General features: G+C 26.9%; 21 protein-coding genes. 15 read left to right on the top strand and 6 right to left on the bottom strand.

Annotated features, from left to right (window positions below; genetic code table 11):
- Positions 1-511: 511 nt before the first annotated feature.
- The 3 genes from ACRDDE_RS08525 to ACRDDE_RS08535 form a co-directional block, all read right to left on the bottom strand.
- The gene (locus ACRDDE_RS08525; protein WP_438626851.1) at positions 512-727 is read right to left on the bottom strand and encodes a helix-turn-helix domain-containing protein; all 216 of its coding nucleotides are present in this window, start codon (positions 725-727) and stop codon (positions 512-514) included.
- An 8-nt stretch (positions 728-735) separates the two neighbouring features.
- The gene (locus tag ACRDDE_RS08530) at positions 736-1209 is read right to left on the bottom strand and encodes a DUF2975 domain-containing protein (protein WP_438626852.1); all 474 of its coding nucleotides are present in this window, start codon (positions 1207-1209) and stop codon (positions 736-738) included.
- 275 nt (positions 1210-1484) lie between these two features.
- Positions 1485-1745: a hypothetical protein gene (locus ACRDDE_RS08535; protein ID WP_438626853.1), complete on the bottom strand. Its 261-nt coding sequence runs from the start codon at positions 1743-1745 to the stop codon at positions 1485-1487.
- 208 nt (positions 1746-1953) lie between these two features.
- Here ACRDDE_RS08535 and ACRDDE_RS08540 point away from each other — a divergent pair, with 208 nt between their 5' ends.
- The 5 genes from ACRDDE_RS08540 (at position 1954) to ACRDDE_RS08560 (ending at position 7154) form a co-directional block, all read left to right on the top strand.
- On the top strand, positions 1954-2535 hold the full coding sequence (locus ACRDDE_RS08540) for an HD domain-containing protein (protein ID WP_438626854.1): 582 nt from the start codon (positions 1954-1956) through the stop codon (positions 2533-2535).
- Between the two features lie 396 nt (positions 2536-2931).
- Entirely contained in the window at positions 2932-4122 is a 1191-nt protein-coding gene (gene dltD, locus ACRDDE_RS08545; protein WP_438626855.1) for a D-alanyl-lipoteichoic acid biosynthesis protein DltD, read from the top strand.
- Positions 4123-4243: 121 nt separating this feature from the next.
- Positions 4244-5758: a D-alanine--poly(phosphoribitol) ligase gene (locus tag ACRDDE_RS08550; RefSeq protein WP_438626856.1), complete on the top strand. Its 1515-nt coding sequence runs from the start codon at positions 4244-4246 to the stop codon at positions 5756-5758.
- On the top strand, positions 5758-6906 hold the full coding sequence (gene dltB / locus ACRDDE_RS08555) for a D-alanyl-lipoteichoic acid biosynthesis protein DltB (RefSeq protein ID WP_438626857.1): 1149 nt from the start codon (positions 5758-5760) through the stop codon (positions 6904-6906). Before ACRDDE_RS08550 ends, dltB begins: the two co-directional genes overlap by 1 nt.
- Before the next feature lie 17 nt (positions 6907-6923).
- Positions 6924-7154: a phosphopantetheine-binding protein gene (locus ACRDDE_RS08560; RefSeq protein WP_220795665.1), complete on the top strand. Its 231-nt coding sequence runs from the start codon at positions 6924-6926 to the stop codon at positions 7152-7154.
- Between the two features lie 55 nt (positions 7155-7209).
- Here the strand turns inward: ACRDDE_RS08560 and ACRDDE_RS08565 are convergent, their stop codons facing one another.
- The gene (locus ACRDDE_RS08565; RefSeq protein ID WP_438626858.1) at positions 7210-7512 is read right to left on the bottom strand and encodes a hypothetical protein; all 303 of its coding nucleotides are present in this window, start codon (positions 7510-7512) and stop codon (positions 7210-7212) included.
- Positions 7513-7689: 177 nt separating this feature from the next.
- Here ACRDDE_RS08565 and murJ point away from each other — a divergent pair, with 177 nt between their 5' ends.
- The 4 genes from murJ (at position 7690) to ACRDDE_RS08585 (ending at position 10861) form a co-directional block, all read left to right on the top strand.
- Positions 7690-9237, top strand: a complete 1548-nt coding sequence (gene murJ / locus ACRDDE_RS08570; RefSeq protein ID WP_438626859.1) for a murein biosynthesis integral membrane protein MurJ — start codon at positions 7690-7692, stop codon at positions 9235-9237.
- 175 nt (positions 9238-9412) lie between these two features.
- Entirely contained in the window at positions 9413-10024 is a 612-nt protein-coding gene (locus tag ACRDDE_RS08575; protein WP_438626860.1) for a DUF3786 domain-containing protein, read from the top strand.
- A 75-nt stretch (positions 10025-10099) separates the two neighbouring features.
- Positions 10100-10222, top strand: a complete 123-nt coding sequence (locus ACRDDE_RS08580) for a hypothetical protein (RefSeq protein ID WP_264318572.1) — start codon at positions 10100-10102, stop codon at positions 10220-10222.
- Positions 10223-10303: 81 nt separating this feature from the next.
- Positions 10304-10861 carry an NUDIX hydrolase gene (locus ACRDDE_RS08585; RefSeq protein WP_438626861.1) on the top strand — a complete coding sequence of 186 codons (558 nt, stop codon included), beginning with the start codon at positions 10304-10306 and terminating at the stop codon, positions 10859-10861.
- A 69-nt stretch (positions 10862-10930) separates the two neighbouring features.
- On the opposite strand, the gene ACRDDE_RS08590 is transcribed toward ACRDDE_RS08585, so the two are convergent.
- On the bottom strand, positions 10931-11668 hold the full coding sequence (locus ACRDDE_RS08590; RefSeq protein WP_438626862.1) for a hypothetical protein: 738 nt from the start codon (positions 11666-11668) through the stop codon (positions 10931-10933).
- A gap of 214 nt (positions 11669-11882) precedes the next feature.
- On the opposite strand from ACRDDE_RS08590, the gene ACRDDE_RS08595 reads away from it, so the two are divergent.
- On the top strand, positions 11883-12821 hold the full coding sequence (locus ACRDDE_RS08595; RefSeq protein WP_438626863.1) for a dipeptidase: 939 nt from the start codon (positions 11883-11885) through the stop codon (positions 12819-12821).
- A gap of 46 nt (positions 12822-12867) precedes the next feature.
- Here ACRDDE_RS08595 and ACRDDE_RS08600 read toward each other — a convergent pair whose 3' ends face one another.
- Positions 12868-13212, bottom strand: coding sequence for a hypothetical protein (locus tag ACRDDE_RS08600; RefSeq protein ID WP_438626864.1), 345 nt, complete (start codon positions 13210-13212; stop codon positions 12868-12870).
- A gap of 235 nt (positions 13213-13447) precedes the next feature.
- Between ACRDDE_RS08600 and ACRDDE_RS08605 the strand changes: the two genes are divergently transcribed.
- The 5 genes from ACRDDE_RS08605 to ACRDDE_RS08625 form a co-directional block, all read left to right on the top strand.
- Complete coding sequence (locus tag ACRDDE_RS08605; protein WP_438626865.1) at positions 13448-15106, top strand: LytS/YhcK type 5TM receptor domain-containing protein; 1659 nt, start codon at positions 13448-13450, stop codon at positions 15104-15106.
- A 12-nt stretch (positions 15107-15118) separates the two neighbouring features.
- Positions 15119-15859: a LytR/AlgR family response regulator transcription factor gene (locus ACRDDE_RS08610; protein WP_438626866.1), complete on the top strand. Its 741-nt coding sequence runs from the start codon at positions 15119-15121 to the stop codon at positions 15857-15859.
- A gap of 152 nt (positions 15860-16011) precedes the next feature.
- The gene (locus ACRDDE_RS08615) at positions 16012-17352 is read left to right on the top strand and encodes a PTS sugar transporter subunit IIC (RefSeq protein WP_438626867.1); all 1341 of its coding nucleotides are present in this window, start codon (positions 16012-16014) and stop codon (positions 17350-17352) included.
- A 1-nt stretch (position 17353) separates the two neighbouring features.
- On the top strand, positions 17354-18106 hold the full coding sequence (locus ACRDDE_RS08620) for a MurR/RpiR family transcriptional regulator (RefSeq protein WP_438626868.1): 753 nt from the start codon (positions 17354-17356) through the stop codon (positions 18104-18106).
- A 2-nt stretch (positions 18107-18108) separates the two neighbouring features.
- Positions 18109-18946 (top strand): aminotransferase class I/II-fold pyridoxal phosphate-dependent enzyme (locus ACRDDE_RS08625; protein WP_438626869.1); only part of this gene is annotated, 838 nt, incomplete at its 3' end.

Below are 18946 nucleotides of genomic sequence, written 5' to 3' on the forward strand. Positions count from 1 at the left end.
AAAACATAGAAAAAATATCTAATGCAGCAAACGTAAAACTCACCACTGTATTAAATAAAGAAAAAAACTGTATTATACTATAAAGTTTATAGTTATGTATTGTATCATATAAGCTGATACATCCAATAGTCAATAAGCCTACAATACTTAAAATAATAATATCAGCAAATATATCAATGCAAATTAAGATTAAAGCAATGATTGATAACATAGAAGATAATGAAAAACGTTTAGATAAAGTATAAGTATTTGTTTCACTTTTCAATATAAATCACCTCTATATACTTATATGAAACTACATAAGATTTAAAACTAAATAATATATTGAAAAATGGACAAGAACGACAGGAATTAGAATACGGGGAGTTAAAAGTAAGGATTAAACCAACAGCTATAAATATTAGAGAAAAAACTTACTATAGTGGATAAATTAGTAGAATAATTAGAAATAAAAAAGGTGTAGTCTATGATAATGACTTCACCTTTTTGAATTACATAAATATTAAAAATACTATTCTTCATCATCGTCTATATACTCAAGTATATCTCCTGGCTGACAATCTAAAATCTTACAAATTTCATTTAAAGTAGTAAATCTTATAGCTCTTGCTTTATTGTTTTTTAGTATTGATAAGTTTGAATTAGTAATATCTATCTTTTCGGATAATTCTTTAAGAGATATTTTTCTCTTAGCTATCATTACATCTAAATTAACTATAATTGACATAAACTTTTCTATACAGTTAAATCATTATCTTCTTTTAGTTTTATAGCCTTATCAAATACTTCTCCGATAACAAAGAACATTAAAGCAGCTACAATACATATAATCATAGGACGTGTAATTGCTCCATTCTCAGTACCTATAAATTGGATAGATGCATTCTTATTTAAGCTATACCCTAAAATACACTCTATTATTGCATTTACAAATAAGCAATACCCCATCTTTTTAAACCTTTTTACATTAGCAAATACAAAAGGTGTATAGTCAGTACTTTCTATTATTCCGATTAAAAATATATTTACTAATATATAATTACCCATATATATAATAGCCATAATTAGAGAAACTATATGACTAAAATCGAATGTCAACATAAGTTCCGGTATTTTTTGAAATAAAATATATATCGACCCTCCACTTAAAAAAACTAATGTAAGGTATAAGAATAATGATAAACCGCGTTTTACTAATTTTGAATTCATAAATTTGCCCCTCCAGAAATTATTTCTATATAATTGATTATAGATAATTTATTATTGTTTTTAAATAAAAATATATTAAATAAACATATGAATTTTATTTTTAATAATGAAAATAGTATTTTAGACATCTTAATTATAAATTTAGGTGCATATTTTATTGATTAAGATTGTTATACATTTTTAGGGATGAAGAAGTGTCAAAGAACCTTATTTGAAAATTAAATTATAAAGGAGATAACTTTTGTTATCTCCTTTTTTATAATAAACTCTAAATTTTAAAACATAGAAAAAACATCCGATATAGCAATAATAAAGCCAATGAAAGCAAATATCCAAGATAAATAATCTATTGACCTATCAAGCTTGTAACTATTAATTGCGTCATATAAATTAATGAAACCTATAATAAAGAAGCCTAAAGCACTTAAAATAGTAAGATTAGTAAAAAAATCAATTAAAATTAAGATTAAAGCAACAATTGATAAAATCGAAGATAAATATTTAGATACACTAGAAGTATTTGTTGAATCCTTCAATATAAATCACCTCCTTATACTTTGCAAGTTAATTCTAGCTAAGTTTATTTAAAATAGCAACGAAAGCATTATGGAGTTTAGTTCTCAGACTATAAACGTAACTATGATATAATATGAAATATATTTATTACGTAATTGTTACACAATACGAAGTAAATATATTTTATATAAGATGCATATAAATATAAGCTTGGGGGAGGAACTTCGTATGAACACATCAACATTTCTAGAAATATTATCAGTAGCAGAAAAATTAAAATGCAACACTAGGCATTCATGGACATCAAGTGGACGTCATGAAAGTGTAGCGGAACATAGCTGGCGTATTGCATTAATGGCATTATTAATGAGAGATGAATTTCCAAATATTGATATGGATAAGGTAATTCGTATGTGTTTGATTCATGATTTAGGGGAGGCTTTTACTGGTGATATTCCAGCTTTTGATAAGAAGGAAGAAGATAGTAAAAAAGAGGATGAAATCTTTTTACAATGGATTGGAACTTTCCCTGCTCCTTATAAAGAGGAATTTACAGAACTTTTAGCGGAAATGAATGAACGTAAAACAGATGAAGCAAAGCTTTATAAAGCGTTAGATAACTTAGAAGCAGTGATTCAACATAACGAGGCGGATATTAGTACTTGGATTCCGTTAGAATATGATTTACAGTTTACTTATGGTTCGGACAAGGTGGAATTTTCACCTTACTTGAAAGAACTAAAGAAAGAAATAGACAAAAAAACGACAGAAAAAATAACTCAAAATAGTGAAGCTATTACAAATAAGTAAAGGATCATTAATAATTAATGATCCTTTACTTATTTGTAAGATTAAAGATCGATTAATGACTAAATTTAGTAAATTTCACTAGCTCATAGATAAGGTAAATTTATTGATTTCAAAAAACTTGAAATATAATATGTGAAAAACTGGAATTATAAAATAAATTAAAAATGAATTTCATGATAAATGTTTCCTAAAAAACAACTTAAATGGATAAAAACATAAGAAAATGGTTAAAAAATGGTATAAAATGGGAGATGACACAAAAAATTAACTGGAATTTATATAAAAAAAAGAATATAATGACAAAGTGTGACATTTGATTACAATATTGTTATTGAATATATTTAGGCAAAGTACTAATATATTTATAGATTATGAACATTTTAGAGGAGAGTAAGTATGAAAAAATTAATTTATTTCATTATACCATTAGTAGTGGGCGGTATATTTTTATTCGGACTAAATAAATTCCTTGATTCTAAAATTGACTACATGCTTGAAGAAAAAGATTTAAAACCAATAATGAACAATTCTTTAAGTAATATAAAAGATAAAGGCGTTATTGCTAATAACCATTTTTTACAAAAAAAAGATATAATGATGCTAGGATCATCAGAGTTAGGGCATTCAACAAAGCAACACCCTACGTATTATTTTAATACTAATAGAAGTAAAAATGAAGTTATTACGATCGGGAGAGCATATACTCAGAACTTACAAGATACTACTATTTTAGGTAGTTTTGATCCAAGTATAAAGGATAAAAAGGTAGTTTTATTAGTTTCAATGCAGTGGTTTATGGATAAGGAAGGGGTTACTTCTCATCACTATCAGACGAGATTTTCTCCAACTCAATTTTACACATTTTTAAACAACCCAGATATTTCTAAAGAAAATAAGGTTAGATTTGCAAATAGAGCAAGTAAATTATTAATTGGATCAGAAGAATACAAGTCTGAGGCTGTATATGCTAAGTTATATAGTTCTAATACATTGGTATCAAAAGTGGAAAAAGTGCTATTAGCACCTTATTTCGAGTTTAGAGAAGATACAGTCAAGCTTAAAGAAAAAGGTATGTTATATGAAAGGTTAGTAAATTTACCTGATAAAAAAGCTTTAGCACCTGGAAAGCCTATTAATTGGGACAAAGAAATGGACCAAGCTATAGTAGATGCTAAAAAGAGAGTAGGTAAAAATAACCTATCTATAGATAAAATATACTATAAAAAGAATTTTGGAAAGAATTTAGATAAAGTAAGAGGTAAATATAAGGATGTGAACCTTGTAGATTCAAAAGAGTTTGATGATTACCAACTTACTCTAGACGTGTGCAACGATTTAGGGATAAAGCCTGTAGTTGTACTTATACCTGCTATGGATAAGTTTTACAATGTAACAGGTATACAAAAAGACGAGAGATACGAATTTTACAATAAAGCGGGGAACCTTGCAAAACAACACGGTTTTGATGTTATTGATTTAAGATCAAAAGAAAATGAAAAGTATTATTTACGTGATGTAATGCATCTTGGAACGAAAGGTTGGGTAGATGTTTGTGAAAAGTTATTTAAAGAATTTAACCAGCAATAAGTACTTAATGATGAGTATTTGTTTTACGATAATAATAATTGCAGCAATATTAATATTAACATTTACTCCATTTAAAGAATTGCCATTCATATACAATGAGTTTTAATGAGGAGGATTAGACATGAAAATTATTGAAGGTATAAAAAAGTATTCAGATACAGATAGAATAGCATTAAAATGCAATGACGAAAATCTTTCATACAAAGATTTAGATAAGTATTCAGAAGCTATTGCTTTATACTTAAAAGACATTTATGGAGATGAAGATACTCCTATAGTTATATATGGAAATAAAGAAAATAAGATAATGGTATGTATGATAGGGGCTTTAAAATCAGGAAGAGCTTATGTACCGTTAGACATAAGCTTCCCAATAGATAGAGTATTTGAAGTAACAAAAGAAGTTAAACCAAAGGTAGTTTTCAATTTTAGTGAAGAAACTAACTTTGGAGATTTAAATATTGTAAATGAAGAAAAACTTAATGAGATAATAAAAACTTATGAAGGTAAGTCAATATCTAAAGAAAACTGGGTAAAAGATGATGAAAATGCATACATTTTATTTACATCAGGAAGTACAGGAAAGCCAAAAGGGGTACAAATAAGTTCTAATAACCTAGATAGCTTTGTTGACTGGATAAGCCCATATTTAAAAATTGATGGAAGTGAAAAAGTGATAATGAACCAAGCTGCATATTCATTTGATCTTTCAGTAACATCTATATATCCAGGACTAGTTCATGGTGCTACATTATTTTCTTTATCAAAGAAAGTTTTAGCAGATTATAAAGAACTATTTAATCAATTTGGGAAGTCAGATATGGCTATTTGGGTTTCTACTCCATCATTTGCAGGTGTTTGTGTAACAGAAAATAGTTTTAATAGTGAAATGTTACCAAAATTAGAGTCTATGATATTCATAGGTGAAGCTCTTCCAAAACCTTTAACTAAAGAGTTATTAGAGAGATTCCCAAACACTAGAGTTATAAATGGATATGGACCAACAGAAGCAACAGTAGGTGTTAGTGTAAATGATATGTCAGAAGAACTTATAAATGATGAAAAAAGTTTGCCAGTTGGGTATCCTATGGAAAACTGCAAAATAAAAATATTAGATGAAGATGGAAATGAAGTTAAAGAAGGCGAAAAAGGTGAAATTACAATAATTGGACCTTCTGTTTCAAAAGGTTATTTTAATAACAAGGAAAAAACTGATGAAGTATTCTTCTATGATGAAATAGGTGGAGTTAAGTATAGAGCTTACAGAACAGGGGATATGGGATACCTATTAGGTGGAAATATTTACTACTGTGGAAGAAGAGATTTCCAAATAAAATTAAATGGATTTAGAATAGAAATTGAAGATATAGAAAGTAACTTAAGAAAAGTTGAAAATGTTAAAAATGCAATAGTTTTACCAGTTTATAAAAATGAAAAAATTGCTTACTTAAAAGGAATTGTAGAATTAAAAGAAAGTAATTCATTAAGTGATATAAAAAATGGAGTGGTAATAAAAAAAGAATTAGGTAAATATATACCTTCATATATGATACCTAGAACTATAAAAATTATAGATGAGTTCCCTACAAATATTAACGGGAAAATAGATAGAAAGAAACTTATGGAGGAAAATTAATGACTTTTTCACAATATGGAGATTATTTTTATCTTTATATATTACTATTAACAGCAATACCAGCAGTAATTTTAGGGTTAAGAGAAAAAAATATAAAGTATTATGGTATGATAGCGACTGCATTCATGATACTTTTAATAGTTGGTGTAAATGTTAGACTTTCATTTTTAATAGCATTTATGGCGTTAGAAATAATAGTAGTTAAAGGATATGAATATGTAAGAAAAAAAACGGATAGTAAATTAGTTTATAGACTATTTTTGCTAGCTTCTATGTCTCCTATTATAATAAATAAAATTTCACCACTTACATCATTTGGAGCAATAGGGTTTATAGGTATATCATACCTGAACTTTAGAACTATACAAATGGTAATTGAAATTTATGATGGAGCAATTAAAGAAGTTAAAATTTCAACAATGCTTTATTTTGTATTGTTTTTCCCAACATTAAGTTCTGGGCCGATCGATAGATCAAGAAGATTTGAAAAAGACTTAGAAAAGAAGATACCTAAAGAGGAATATATAGACGATTATTTAATACCAGGTATTAAAAAGATATTCATGGGTGTTGGATATAAATTTGTAATAGCATTTTTAGTAAACACATATTGGATGTCAAAAATACCTTCAGAAATAAACTTTGTAAATGCTATGAGTTATATGTATGCATATAGCTTATATTTATTCTTTGACTTTGGAGGATATAGTTTATTTGCTGTAGGAACAAGTTATATATTTGGGATAAAAGCACCAGATAACTTCGATAAGCCATTCTTAAGTAAGGATATGAAAGAATTCTGGACAAGATGGCATATAAGTCTTTCAAGATGGTTTGGGGATTATATTTTCTCAAGATTTGTAATTGCATCTATGAGAAAGAAAAGATTTAAGAAAAGAGCTACAGCATCTCATGTTGCACAAATGGTTACAATGATAACTATGGGATTTTGGCATGGTTTAACATGGTTTTACATTGTGTACGGGATATACCAAGGGGTAGTGCTTGTACTTACAGATATGTATCAAAAGAAATCAAAGTTTTACAAACAACATAAAAAAGATAAGTGGTTTGAGATTGTACAAATTGTTATAACATTCCATATAGCATGCTTTGGATTGTTAATTTTCTCAGGTTACTTTGCTTAATTTAAGGAGGATATAAAATGCAAGAGACAGTTATAGGAATTTTTGAAGATGTTTTAGGATGTGACGAAATAAGAGATGATTTAAATTTAAATTTATTTGAAGCAGAACTTTTAGATTCATTAGCGATAATAGAAGTTTTACTTGAAATTGAAGAAAGATTAGGAATAACACTTCAACCAACAGACTTAGAAAGAAGTGACATGGCAACAGTAAATAACTTAGTTAAGTTCTTAGAAGGTAGAAAATAATAAAATTTAATAATAAATAAAATTAAGGAGGAAATTTATTTCCTCCTTGGTTTATTTATAAAACATCGATATAATCCATATATTCAACTATATCATTATAAATTTCAAATACAGGACTTATATTTTTCATAGTATTATCAAAGTATAATTTTATAACATCGTCAGTTTTATAAAGAACTAAATCTTTATTATCTTGATTTGTAAAAGATATAGTTTTTTCACTATTATACTCATCAACATCTATAGTTTTTACAACACAATTATGTTTGCTTATTTTTGTAGCAATGTTGAAAAGTAAATCGTCAGTGCAGTTTTCTAGTCTTAAAATTAGGCAATGATATGTAGTTTTAAAATTCATGGGAAACCTCCTTGAATAAAGTCAAAATTTGGCATATTATAATGCCATATAAAAAGTTTAACACATTTATATGAAAAAACAAATTTGCAAAATATAAAAATAAATATATAATATATAAAATAGACTAGTTAAGGAAATAATTAAATTAAACTTAAGATTCAGAGGAGACGAAGTTTTATGTCAAAAGTAGCAAAAGCAGCTGTCGGTTTAATGGCTGCAACATTAATAGCCAAGATACTAGGATTTGGGCGTGAACTAGCACTAGCGTCGGCGTATGGAGCATCAGGTACCAGTGATGCATTCTTAGTAGCTATGAATATACCCGCAGTTATATTCTCGGCAATAGGAACATCTTTAGGAACTGCATTTATACCTCTATATTGTGACCTAGAGGCTAAACAAGGAAAAAAAGCTTCCCTTAGATTTTCGAATAACGTACTTAATATAGTTGTTTTGTTATGTTTAATAACTTCTTTATTAGGAGTTGTTTTTACAGAACCAATTGTTAAGTTGTTTGCGGTTGGATTTAAAGGGGAAACATTAACTCAAGCTATATATTTTACAAGAGTACTAATTCTTGGAATGTCATTTTTAGGAATGAGTTATATAATGATGGCATTTTTACAAGTTAAAGAAAACTTTGTAATACCGGGGCTTATGTCTGTACCATATAATATGCTTATTATAATTTCTATATTTTTAAGTGTAACAATTAATCCAAACTTACTACCTTGGGGTACTTTAATTGGATTATCTCTACAATTTATATTCCAATATCCATTTGCTCGTAAAAAAGGATTTAAGTACAGACCATATATAAATTTAAAAGATGAATACTTAAAGAGAATGTTATGGCTAATAGGACCTGTTTTAATAGGTGTAGCAGTAACTCAAGTTAATAGTATAGTAGATAGAACAATAGCTTCTACATTGGTAGAAGGAAGTATTTCTGCACTTAATTATGCAACAAAATTAAATCAGTTTGTAATGGGTATGTTTATAGTTTCTATATCTTCGGTTATATACCCAATGCTTTCTAAATTATCTACAGAGAACAATAAAAAGAAATTTAAAGAATCAATAGTAACAGCTATAAATGTAGTTACATTAATAATAATACCTATTTCTGTAGGAGCTATAATACTTGCTGAGCCTATAGTTAAATTATTATTCCAAAGAGGAGAGTTTGATGCTAGAGCTACACAAATGACAGCTATAGCACTTATATTCTATTCAATTGGTATGATAGGATTTGGACTAAGAGATATTTTAGGAAAAATATTCTATTCATTACAAGATACTAAAACGCCAATGATAAATGGTATTATTGCAATGGTATTAAACATTGTATTAAACTTAGCTTTTGTAAAATACACTAATATGGGATTAGGTGGACTTGCATTTGCTACAAGTATTTCTTCTTTAGTAACTATAGCTTTATTATCTGTAAGTTTAAGAAGAAAAATAGGTGCATTCGGTGGCAAGAAAATTATCTCGGTTCTTATAAAATCGATAATAGCTGCACTTTTAATGGCGCTTGTAACTAAATTTACTTATAATATTATAGATGCAGTTTTAAGCGCTGGATTTATACAAGATGCAATTAAATTAGCTGTATCTGTAGGTCTAGGTGCTATAGTATATGCAATTTCAATAATTGTATTTAGAGTAGATGAAGTTAAATTAATATTTAAAATGATAAATAAAAAAGTAAAACGTAAATAAAGAAATAAAACATAGAGAAAAAAGCTACAGTATAATCTGTAGCTTTTTTGATTTTAAATTATTAATATATAAAATAGTTAGGAAATAAAGTTTATTTAACAATAAAAAGGAAATATATAGTAACTTGTAGAAATATAATATAAAGTAAGAAAAAATAAATTAAATAGGTGATGTAATGAGTAATAAATTAAATGAAGGTAATTACGAACTTGTTTTAAAACATACAATAAAAAACTTTCAACAATCTAATATTGACCAAATATTACAAATGTCAAACTCTATATATAATCACGATGAACGATACTTCAAAATTAACTTCCTAAATACATGTTTAAAAGTACAATATCCATCAGGAAAAATCTTAACAGAATCTAATGAAATTATAACTGACACAGCTACGAATATATTAATATTAAGATTTTTAACTAATGCAAAGGGAATAAAAGAAACTAAAAAATATTTAACTTACAAAGAAATTGAAGGTGGGTATGTTTATTATCCAAATTTTAAATCAAGAACTATTAAAAAATTTACAGATAGTTATGGCAAGAAAATTGAAAAGTTTAAGTTACATATGGAAAATATAGGGGCTGAAAAATTAGAAATAGGGGATATTTCATATAAAGTTAGATTTATAAATGATACTTACGTGGTGTTTGTATTATGGGAAGGCGACGAAGAGTTAGAGCCATCTGGAAATATATTATTTGACGCCAACATAAGCTATTATTTTAATGCTGAGGATTTAGCAGTTGTTCCAGAGATAATCTTACTAAATTTAAAATAAATATTGAATTAGAATGTCATAAATTGTTAATTATCATAATATATACTATTAATAGATTAGAGGGGGTACCTAATTATGAATATAGCTAGAAGTATAAGAAGTGTGAAGAAAAAACAAAGTAAAGCATACACATTAGTTGCAATAGCTGATGTATTAGTACTAGCTGCTTCATTTGGAATTATAATGATAAATTATTAGAAGTAAAAGGCTGTTTCATTTGAGACAGCTTTTTTCATTTATATTATAATAGTATATATAATTAAAACTTGGGAGGATATGATGGAATATATAGAGCAAATAAAAAACTATAAACCTATAAATGAGCAAGAACAAAATGATAGAGAATTAATATTAGAGTGTATAGAAAAGTACGACAATATATTAACTAGAGAGAATAAGATTTGTCATATGACAAGTTCAGGATTTATTGTTAATAAAAATAGAGATAAAGTACTTATGATACATCACAATATATACAACTCATGGGGATGGACAGGTGGTCATGCAGATGGTGATAGTGATTTATTAAATGTAGCTATAAAAGAAGCTAAAGAAGAAACTGGAATTAAATGTGTTAAACCGATAACTGATGAAATTTGTTCGATAGAAATTTTAACAGTTAATTCTCATATGAAGAGAGGCAGCTTTGTATCAGCACATTTACATTTATCCGTAGCTTATATTTTAGAAGCTGATGAAAATGAAGAGCTTTTTATTAAGAAAGATGAAAATAGTGGAGTAAGATGGATACCAATGGATGAAATTGAGGACAATGTAAATGAGGAACATATGATAAGTATTTACAATAAACTTATACAAAAAGCTAAAAGTATTTAAAAAATTAAGCTATGCTAGAACTTAGGTATTTGAATATAAGTTCTAGCATAGCTTTTATAATATTAAGACTTAAGAAGTTAGTCTATAATTATTTTTACATGACTCTAACATTTTTTCTAATTTAATTTTTGGATCTTTATTATTATGACGAGGATTTGAAGCTTGCTTTAAATAATTTTTAGATTCTTTATATTCTTTTTTGAAAAATTTGTATATAGAAAGATTAAATAGATTTTCGTTTTCTTTGAAATTCATATAGCTTAGATAAGAGTCTTTGATATCATGATTAGAGCTTAATAAATCGCATATTTTAGATTTTATTATATTTAAATTATTTATTAGATTTTCTGTATTTATATCGAGTTCATTGTTAATAAATGAACAGTTTTTAGAACTATTCGTAAGAATGGATAATACGTCATACTGAGCTAATTTTATTTCTTTTACAAAATAATTATATAAGAAGAATAAATCTCCAAGTTCTTTTTCAGGTTTAAATTCTCCTTGTGAAATTAATTTAATTGACTTTAATTCTTTATCTGATGATACAGTAAGCTGAGTTCCATTATTAAAAACTATGGTATTAGGAAATGAGATGTCTTTAAAATCAATAGGACCAACTAAAATTTTATTTTTAACTTTAAAAAAACTTTCGCCTTGGTATATTATAAAATCATTACCATAATTATAATAAATAGTCTTGGTTGGAACTATATCACCAAATTTAAAATCATTTAACTTCTCATAAGATTTTATTACATTACCACTATTGCCTAGTATTGGATAATAGAAACATTCAAATAACATATAAATCCTCCTATTTTTATATTATAATTTGTTAAAAAATTATTTATCTTATACTTTAAATATAGCTAAAGCTCCTATATATAGCAACTATAATATTAAAAGAAAATAATATTAAAAACATCAATCATTGACATTTATATTTATTATAGATATTTAAAGGAACTAAACCTATAATATTAGTATATGAATAAAATAATATTTGGGGGTATTTTAAGTGAAATTTATAGATTTACATTGCGATACGATAGATTTATTAATGTTAGGAAAAGGTGGAAGTAATTTAAGTCAAAATGAACACTGCATAGATATAAAAAAACTAAAAGAAGGTAACTGTTTAGCTCAGACATTTGCATTATATGTTGATATTGATGAACATAAAAATGCATATAAACACTGCATGAATATGGCAAGTAAATTCCATGAAGAGATAAAATTAAATAATGAGTTTATAGACTTAGCTACTAATTGTACAGAGATAATAAAAAATGAAAAAGAAGGTAAAATGAGTGCACTTTTAGCAATAGAAGAAGGTGCTGTTTTAGAAGGCAATTTAGAAAATTTGAAAAAATTCTATGACCTTGGAGTTAGAATGATTACATTAACATGGAACCATGAAAATGAAATTGGTTACCCACATGTAAAGCCAGAAAATGCAACTAAAGGGCTAAAACCATTTGGAATTGAAGTTGTTGAAAATATGAACGATTTAGGTATGATTGTAGATGTATCACACTTATCTGATGCAGGTTTTTATGATGTAGCAAAGATATCTAAAAAGCCATTTATTGCAACTCACTCAAATTCAAGAGAAATGACTAAGCATAGCAGAAATTTAACTGATGAAATGATTAAGATATTATCAAATGCTGGAGGTGTAACTGGAATAAACTTCTGTAGTGCATTTATAGGAGAAACCCCTATGACTATGATAAGTGATATGGTAAGACACATAAAACATATTAGAAATGTAGGTGGAATAGATGCAATAGCACTTGGCTCAGACTTTGATGGAATAGAGTCTCCTGTTGAGATTAAAAACTCAAGTGAGATGAACAAGCTTGCAATACAGTTAGAAAAAGAAGGTTTTAAAGTTGATGAGATAGAAAAGATTTTTTATAAAAATGCACTCAGAGTAATTAAAGACGTAATGTAAAAAACAGGCTCATTCTATTCAATAGAATGAGCCTGTTTTTGAGTATCTATTTTATTAACTCTAAATATCCACTTGGGTGGAAATAGTAAATATGACTAGTATCTTGGTCAACAAAATATCCCATATCAGTGTCAACGTCTGGTAAGAATACGTATCCTTTTAAACCTTTATCCTGTAAAGCTTTAAAATTATCTGAAGTTCCTTGGAATATGTAATTTACTTTGTCATTATTATTTATTAAAAGCTGTTGTGCATCAGCTTGAGTTAATGTATGTTGTTTTTGAACAGTTGCTTGATTATTATTTTCTTGAGCAAAAGTTATTTCATGAGTAGGATTTACTAAAAATAGTCCTCCAACTAAGATTGATAAAACTAATATTGATTTTTTCATATGTAAAACCCCTTTTCTTTATATAATATTTATTTAAGTATAATTGCTTATGTCTTTCTATATTTAAATATTACCATAGAAAAAATAAAGATAACAGTTACACCGTTGTTACTTACGGTTACGAAATTGTAATTAAAAATGTGTTTAAAACACAAGTTAATAAATGTGAATATATACTCTTTTTACTTCCTATTATATAATTAATATGTATGAAATTTTATAGAGAGAGGTTTTTATGGCAGGCGAAGGAATAGTACTTAATTTACTAGAAAAAACTAGTTTTCTAATAGTGATTTTAATTTTAATGAGTAAAATTAAAATCTTAAAGAATATATTAAAAAGTGAGCAAAATAGTAAAAGAAATTTAATTATAATTTCAGGTGTATTTAGTTTTCTTGCTATTGTAGGAACATACCTTGGAATAGATGTGGATGGCTCTATGGCAAATGTACGAAATATTGCGATAGTTTCAGGAGGAATGTTGTTTGGACCTATAGTAGGGGTTACAGCAGGTGTTATTGCAGGAGTTCATAGGTTTTTAATTGATATAAATGGTATAACAGCAATACCTTGCTTTTTAACTAGTGTGTTGGCAGGTATTTTATCAGGATATTTATGCAATAGAGTAGATAGTGATAAAAAATGGGTGGTTGGGATAATATGCGGAATGTTTGTTGAAAGCATGAGTATGGAAATTATTTTAATACTATCAAGACCTTATGATATAGCTGTATCTATTGTAAGGCACATATATATACCTATGATGATAGGCCAAGTTGGAATAGGTTTTCTAATATCTATTTTACAGAGTTTAAGAAGAGAAAAAGAAGAAATTGCAGCTCAACAAGCAAAGTTATCACTTGATATAGCAAACAAAACACTCCCATATTTTAGGAATATGAATAAAAACTCATTAAATAAAGTTTGTGAAATAATAAAAAATGATATAGATGCTGATGCTGTATCGATTACAGATAGTAAGGTTGTATTGTCTTATGTTGGAATAGGAGAAGGCTATTTTAAAAATAACAATAAGACTTTAAGCAATATAACCAAAGAATGTATTATTAAAGGTGAAATTATATATATAAAAGAAGAACAAGAAGAATATTTAGTTGATAAAAAAACTCCGTTAAAAACAGCAATGATAATTCCCTTAAAAGAAAATGACGAGACTGTAGGTACATTAAAAATATACTATTCAAAGCAACGTGAAATAACAGAATCTAGACAAGCATTAGCCATTGGGTTATCTCAAATGATATCTACATTGATGGAAATATCAAAGGTTGAGCAAATGAAAGAGGCAGCAAATAAAGCTGAAATAAAGGCATTACAAACTCAAATAAATCCACATTTTTTATTTAATGCATTAAACACAATAACTTCATTTATACGAATAAATCCAGATATAGCTAGAAATTTAATTATAAATTTAGCTACTTTTCTAAGATATAACTTAGAGTTTAGTGATACAACTATAGATATAAAAAAAGAATTAGAGCAAGTGAAAGCATATGTTGAAATTGAAAAAGCAAGATTTGGAGATAAGTTAAATGTAATTTATGATATAGATGAAGATGTTAATATAAAAATACCAAGTTTAATAATTCAACCATTAGTTGAAAATGCAATTATACATGGAATACGAGCTAATGGAGGGCATGGAACTGTTAAAATAAGCGTTAAAAACAAAGCTAATAAAATATATATAAGCGTAGAAAATGATGGAGTAACAATAGATAAAGATATAATAAAAAGAGTTGAAAATGGAAATATGCCAGAAAATAAAATTGGACTTTATAATGTGCATTTAAGAATGAAACTTATGTATGGTAAAGGCTTAATTATAAAAAGACTAAATCCAGGTACAAAAATAGAATTTTCAATATAGGAGGATTTACTAATGAAGTGTATTATAGTAGAAGATGAATTTCCAGCAAGAGAAGAACTTAAATATTTTATTAAAAATCATAGTAATATTGAAATTGTAAGTGAATTTGATAATGGAATAGCTGTTTTAAAGTTTATACAAGAAAATAGCATAGATGTTATATTTTTAGATATAAATATACCTATGTTAGATGGTATATTGCTAGCTAAAACTATAAATAAATTTAAGTATAAGCCTAAAATCGTATTTATAACAGCCTATAAAGAACATGCAGTAGAAGCATTTGAATTAGAAGCTTTTGACTATGTCTTAAAGCCATATTCAGATCAGAGAATAATAAATACATTGAATAAATTAAAAGACTGTGAAGAAAATGAAAAGGTTTTAAAAAGAGAACAAAACTTAGACGGAAAAAGCGATATGCAAGATACAATAACGATGTGGAAAAATGATAAAATTATAGTTTTAAAATTTGATGATATATATTACTGTGAAGCAAACGAAAGAGAAACAATAGTTTATACAAAAGAAAACGAATATATAGTTAAAAGCTCTATTTCTGAATTTTTCAAAAGTTTACCGAGTAATCAGTTTTTTAAAACGCATAGATCTTATATTGTTAATATAAATAAAATAAAAGAAATTATACCGTGGTTTAATAGTACATATATACTGAAGTTAAATGATATAAAAAAAGAAATTCCAGTTAGTAGAAGCAATATAAAAGAATTTAGAAATACTATGCACATATAAGAGGTACTAAAGAAATTTAGTATCTTTTTTTATATAATTTTATATCTGAATTTATGGAAAATATTCCGAAAAAAGAAATGTACAATTAGAAAAAATTCCAGTAAAATAAATTTGAAGAAAACGTTAACAAAATTCGACAGGAGGATATAACCATGGAAAAAGTAACACAATTCATAGAAGAAAAAATGGTACCAAAAGTAGCTAAATTTTCAAATTTACGTTATATAAAAGCATTACGTTCAGGATTCTTTGCTATAATGCCTCTTACAATAATAGGGTCTATATTTTTATTAATAGCGGATTTTCCTGTAAGTGGATATGCAGAATTTATGGCTAACATATTTGGCCCAAACTGGGGGGCTTATTTAGAACCAGGTTATAGAGCTACATTTGATTTGATGGGAGTCATGTTAGCTGGGACGTTATCATATAAACTGGCTGAAGATTATAAGTTAGATAGTTTATCTGTAATGATAATATCTTTAGTAGCTTATATGATAGTAACTCCTAAATCTATGACAACAGATGCCGGAGAATTTGTGAATAAAGTTATTCCTATGGTTTGGTTAGGTGCTAGAGGAGTTATAACTGCAATTATAATGAGTATATTATCTACAGAAATTTATAGATTTGCAATTGATAAGAAAATAGTGATTAAGCTTCCAAGTAATGTACCAGAAATGGTAAGCAAGTCATTTACAGCTTTAGTACCAGGGACTATAGTAGTTTTAATTTCACTAATATTAAATGGAATATTCTTATTTATGGGAACTACAATGCATGATTTTATATACACTGTATTACAAGTTCCATTACAAGGGTTAACTTCATCAGTAGAAGCTATAACTGTAGTCGCAGGATTAAATGGATTATTATGGTGGTTTGGAATACATCCTACTGTAGTTAACTCAATAGTTAATCCTTTATTAAATGCTAATGCTATAGAAAATTTAGAACTATTTAAAGCTGGACATCTTACATTTGAAAATGCAAATGTAGGAACAATACAAATGATAGACCAATTTGCTACAATAGGTGGAGCAGGTATGACTATAGGGTTAGTAGTTGCTATGCTTATAGTTGCAAGATCTCAAAGATTAAAGATGATGTCAAAATTAGGGGCAGTTCCATCTTTATTTAATATAAATGAGCCACTTATATTTGGTACTCCGATTATATTAAATCCATTAATGTTAGTACCAGTTACTTTAGCACCTATAGTATCAGTATTGATAGCTTACTTAGCTATGAAATTACAATTCATGCTACCGTTTAATGGAGTTATAGCACCTTGGACGACACCACCTATAATAAGTGGGTTATTAGTTAGTGGATGGCAAGGAGCATTGATTCAATTGATAGCTATAGTTGCATCTACTTTAATATACTTACCATTTGTAAAAGCATTAGATAATCAATATAGAAAAGAAGAACTAGAAGTTGAAGAAAATAATTCAGAATCAGATTCTGAAGATGATGAGTGGGCGTTATAACATGAATTTAAATAAAAAGATTTCACTAAATGCTAGAAATTTAAGCAAATTAGAAAAAGACTTATTACATGATTTATTAGAAAATAAAAGTAAATTTACTTATAAAAAGTTTACTATAGCTAACATTGCAAATGAATTTTCAGTTAGTAATACAAGTGTCCATAGACTATCAGAAAAATTAGGATATGATAGTTTTATCCAACTTAAAGATGATTATTTTAAAAGAAATGAAAAAAGTTCAAACGAAAATACTGTTTTGAATAATGATTTTGTGAATCTTATGATAGATACATATAGTTTAGTATCAGAATCTATAAGTGATGAGATAATTGACAAAATGAATAGCTGCAAAAAAATTAATATTTACGGTATGGGAATGAGTAATTATCTAGGAAAAATTTTTCAAATAAAGTTACAGCTTTTAGGCATTCCAGCGGAACAGCACGATGATTCAAGATTTATGAGACTATCAAGCCGTATATTAAAAAAAGAAGAAGATTTAGTTATAATACTTTCAAGAAGTGGAGAAACACCTGAATTACTTGAAGTTTTGGTCGAAGCTAATTTGAAAGAAATAGATGTTGTATTGATAACGGAAACAAGAGGTTCTACCTTTGAAAGAATGTGTAAATATAAAATTTACACAGGGTGCACTCAAGATTCTGACACGGACATTGATACAAGGCTTAACTTTCATATAGCTATGGATATGCTTATAAAAAGGTTTATAGAAAAATACAAGAAGAAGGTATAGCCATGTATGATTTTGAAGATATATTATGTAGAAAAGAAAATGGATCTAAAAAGTGGAATGAGGATTATATAAATAGAAGATTTCCAGGATTTAAAACTCCATTTTATCCACTATTTATAGCTGATATGGACTATAAATTGCCAATTGAAATAACTAATAATTTTATGGGATTTATACAAAAAGGTGATTTTGGATATTTTGATGTTTTAGAAAAATTTAATGAATCTATAGTTAATTGGTATAAAAAAATAAATGATATAGAGATTGATAAAAATATAATATTACCTGGAATAGGGACTTTGGCATCTATGAATTTAGTAGCTAAAACTTTACTAAATAAAAATGATAGTGTTTTGATTTTTACTCCAGTGTATGGGCCGTTTAGAGATATAGTGGAAAACAATGAACTAAATCTTATTAAACAACCGTTAAAAAATATAAAAAACCGATACTATATTGATTTTGATGAACTTGAATCCAATATAATTAAGAACGACATAAAGTGTGTATTGATGTGTAATCCACATAATCCATCTGGACGAGTATGGGATTATGATGAATTAAATAAATTAGTATATATATGCAAAAAATATAATGTTTTTTTATTATCAGACGAAGTTCATAGCGACTTGATATTAAATGATAAAAAATTTATTTCTTTAATAAACTTTGAGAACGACTATGAAAATATAATAATTAGTTCATCTCCAAACAAGACTTTTAATTTAGCTGGAGTGTGTGGTTCATATTTATTAATAAAAAATAAAATACTTCATGATAAAATAAAAAATACATTTCTTAAAAATAAATTAGAAATAAACAGAGTGGGATATGAATTTT

Source organism: Paraclostridium sp., assembly GCF_051656405.1.
Lineage (GTDB): Bacteria > Bacillota > Clostridia > Peptostreptococcales > Peptostreptococcaceae > Paraclostridium.

Excerpts from the sequence above, each read along its gene's own strand:
- ACRDDE_RS08525 (WP_438626851.1), bottom strand. The coding sequence starts at position 727 with ATGTCAATTATAGTTAATTTAGATGTAATGATAGCTAAGAGAAAAATA.
- ACRDDE_RS08530 (WP_438626852.1), bottom strand. The coding sequence starts at position 1,209 with ATGAATTCAAAATTAGTAAAACGCGGTTTATCATTATTCTTATACCTT.
- ACRDDE_RS08540 (WP_438626854.1), top strand. The coding sequence starts at position 1,954 with ATGAACACATCAACATTTCTAGAAATATTATCAGTAGCAGAAAAATTA.
- dltD (WP_438626855.1), top strand. The coding sequence starts at position 2,932 with ATGAAAAAATTAATTTATTTCATTATACCATTAGTAGTGGGCGGTATA.
- ACRDDE_RS08550 (WP_438626856.1), top strand. The coding sequence starts at position 4,244 with ATGAAAATTATTGAAGGTATAAAAAAGTATTCAGATACAGATAGAATA.
- dltB (WP_438626857.1), top strand. The coding sequence starts at position 5,758 with ATGACTTTTTCACAATATGGAGATTATTTTTATCTTTATATATTACTA.
- ACRDDE_RS08560 (WP_220795665.1), top strand. The coding sequence starts at position 6,924 with ATGCAAGAGACAGTTATAGGAATTTTTGAAGATGTTTTAGGATGTGAC.
- ACRDDE_RS08565 (WP_438626858.1), bottom strand. The coding sequence starts at position 7,512 with ATGAATTTTAAAACTACATATCATTGCCTAATTTTAAGACTAGAAAAC.
- murJ (WP_438626859.1), top strand. The coding sequence starts at position 7,690 with ATGTCAAAAGTAGCAAAAGCAGCTGTCGGTTTAATGGCTGCAACATTA.
- ACRDDE_RS08575 (WP_438626860.1), top strand. The coding sequence starts at position 9,413 with ATGAGTAATAAATTAAATGAAGGTAATTACGAACTTGTTTTAAAACAT.
- ACRDDE_RS08580 (WP_264318572.1), top strand. The coding sequence starts at position 10,100 with ATGAATATAGCTAGAAGTATAAGAAGTGTGAAGAAAAAACAAAGTAAA.
- ACRDDE_RS08585 (WP_438626861.1), top strand. The coding sequence starts at position 10,304 with ATGGAATATATAGAGCAAATAAAAAACTATAAACCTATAAATGAGCAA.
- ACRDDE_RS08590 (WP_438626862.1), bottom strand. The coding sequence starts at position 11,668 with ATGTTATTTGAATGTTTCTATTATCCAATACTAGGCAATAGTGGTAAT.
- ACRDDE_RS08600 (WP_438626864.1), bottom strand. The coding sequence starts at position 13,212 with ATGAAAAAATCAATATTAGTTTTATCAATCTTAGTTGGAGGACTATTT.
- ACRDDE_RS08605 (WP_438626865.1), top strand. The coding sequence starts at position 13,448 with ATGGCAGGCGAAGGAATAGTACTTAATTTACTAGAAAAAACTAGTTTT.
- ACRDDE_RS08610 (WP_438626866.1), top strand. The coding sequence starts at position 15,119 with ATGAAGTGTATTATAGTAGAAGATGAATTTCCAGCAAGAGAAGAACTT.
- ACRDDE_RS08615 (WP_438626867.1), top strand. The coding sequence starts at position 16,012 with ATGGAAAAAGTAACACAATTCATAGAAGAAAAAATGGTACCAAAAGTA.
- ACRDDE_RS08620 (WP_438626868.1), top strand. The coding sequence starts at position 17,354 with ATGAATTTAAATAAAAAGATTTCACTAAATGCTAGAAATTTAAGCAAA.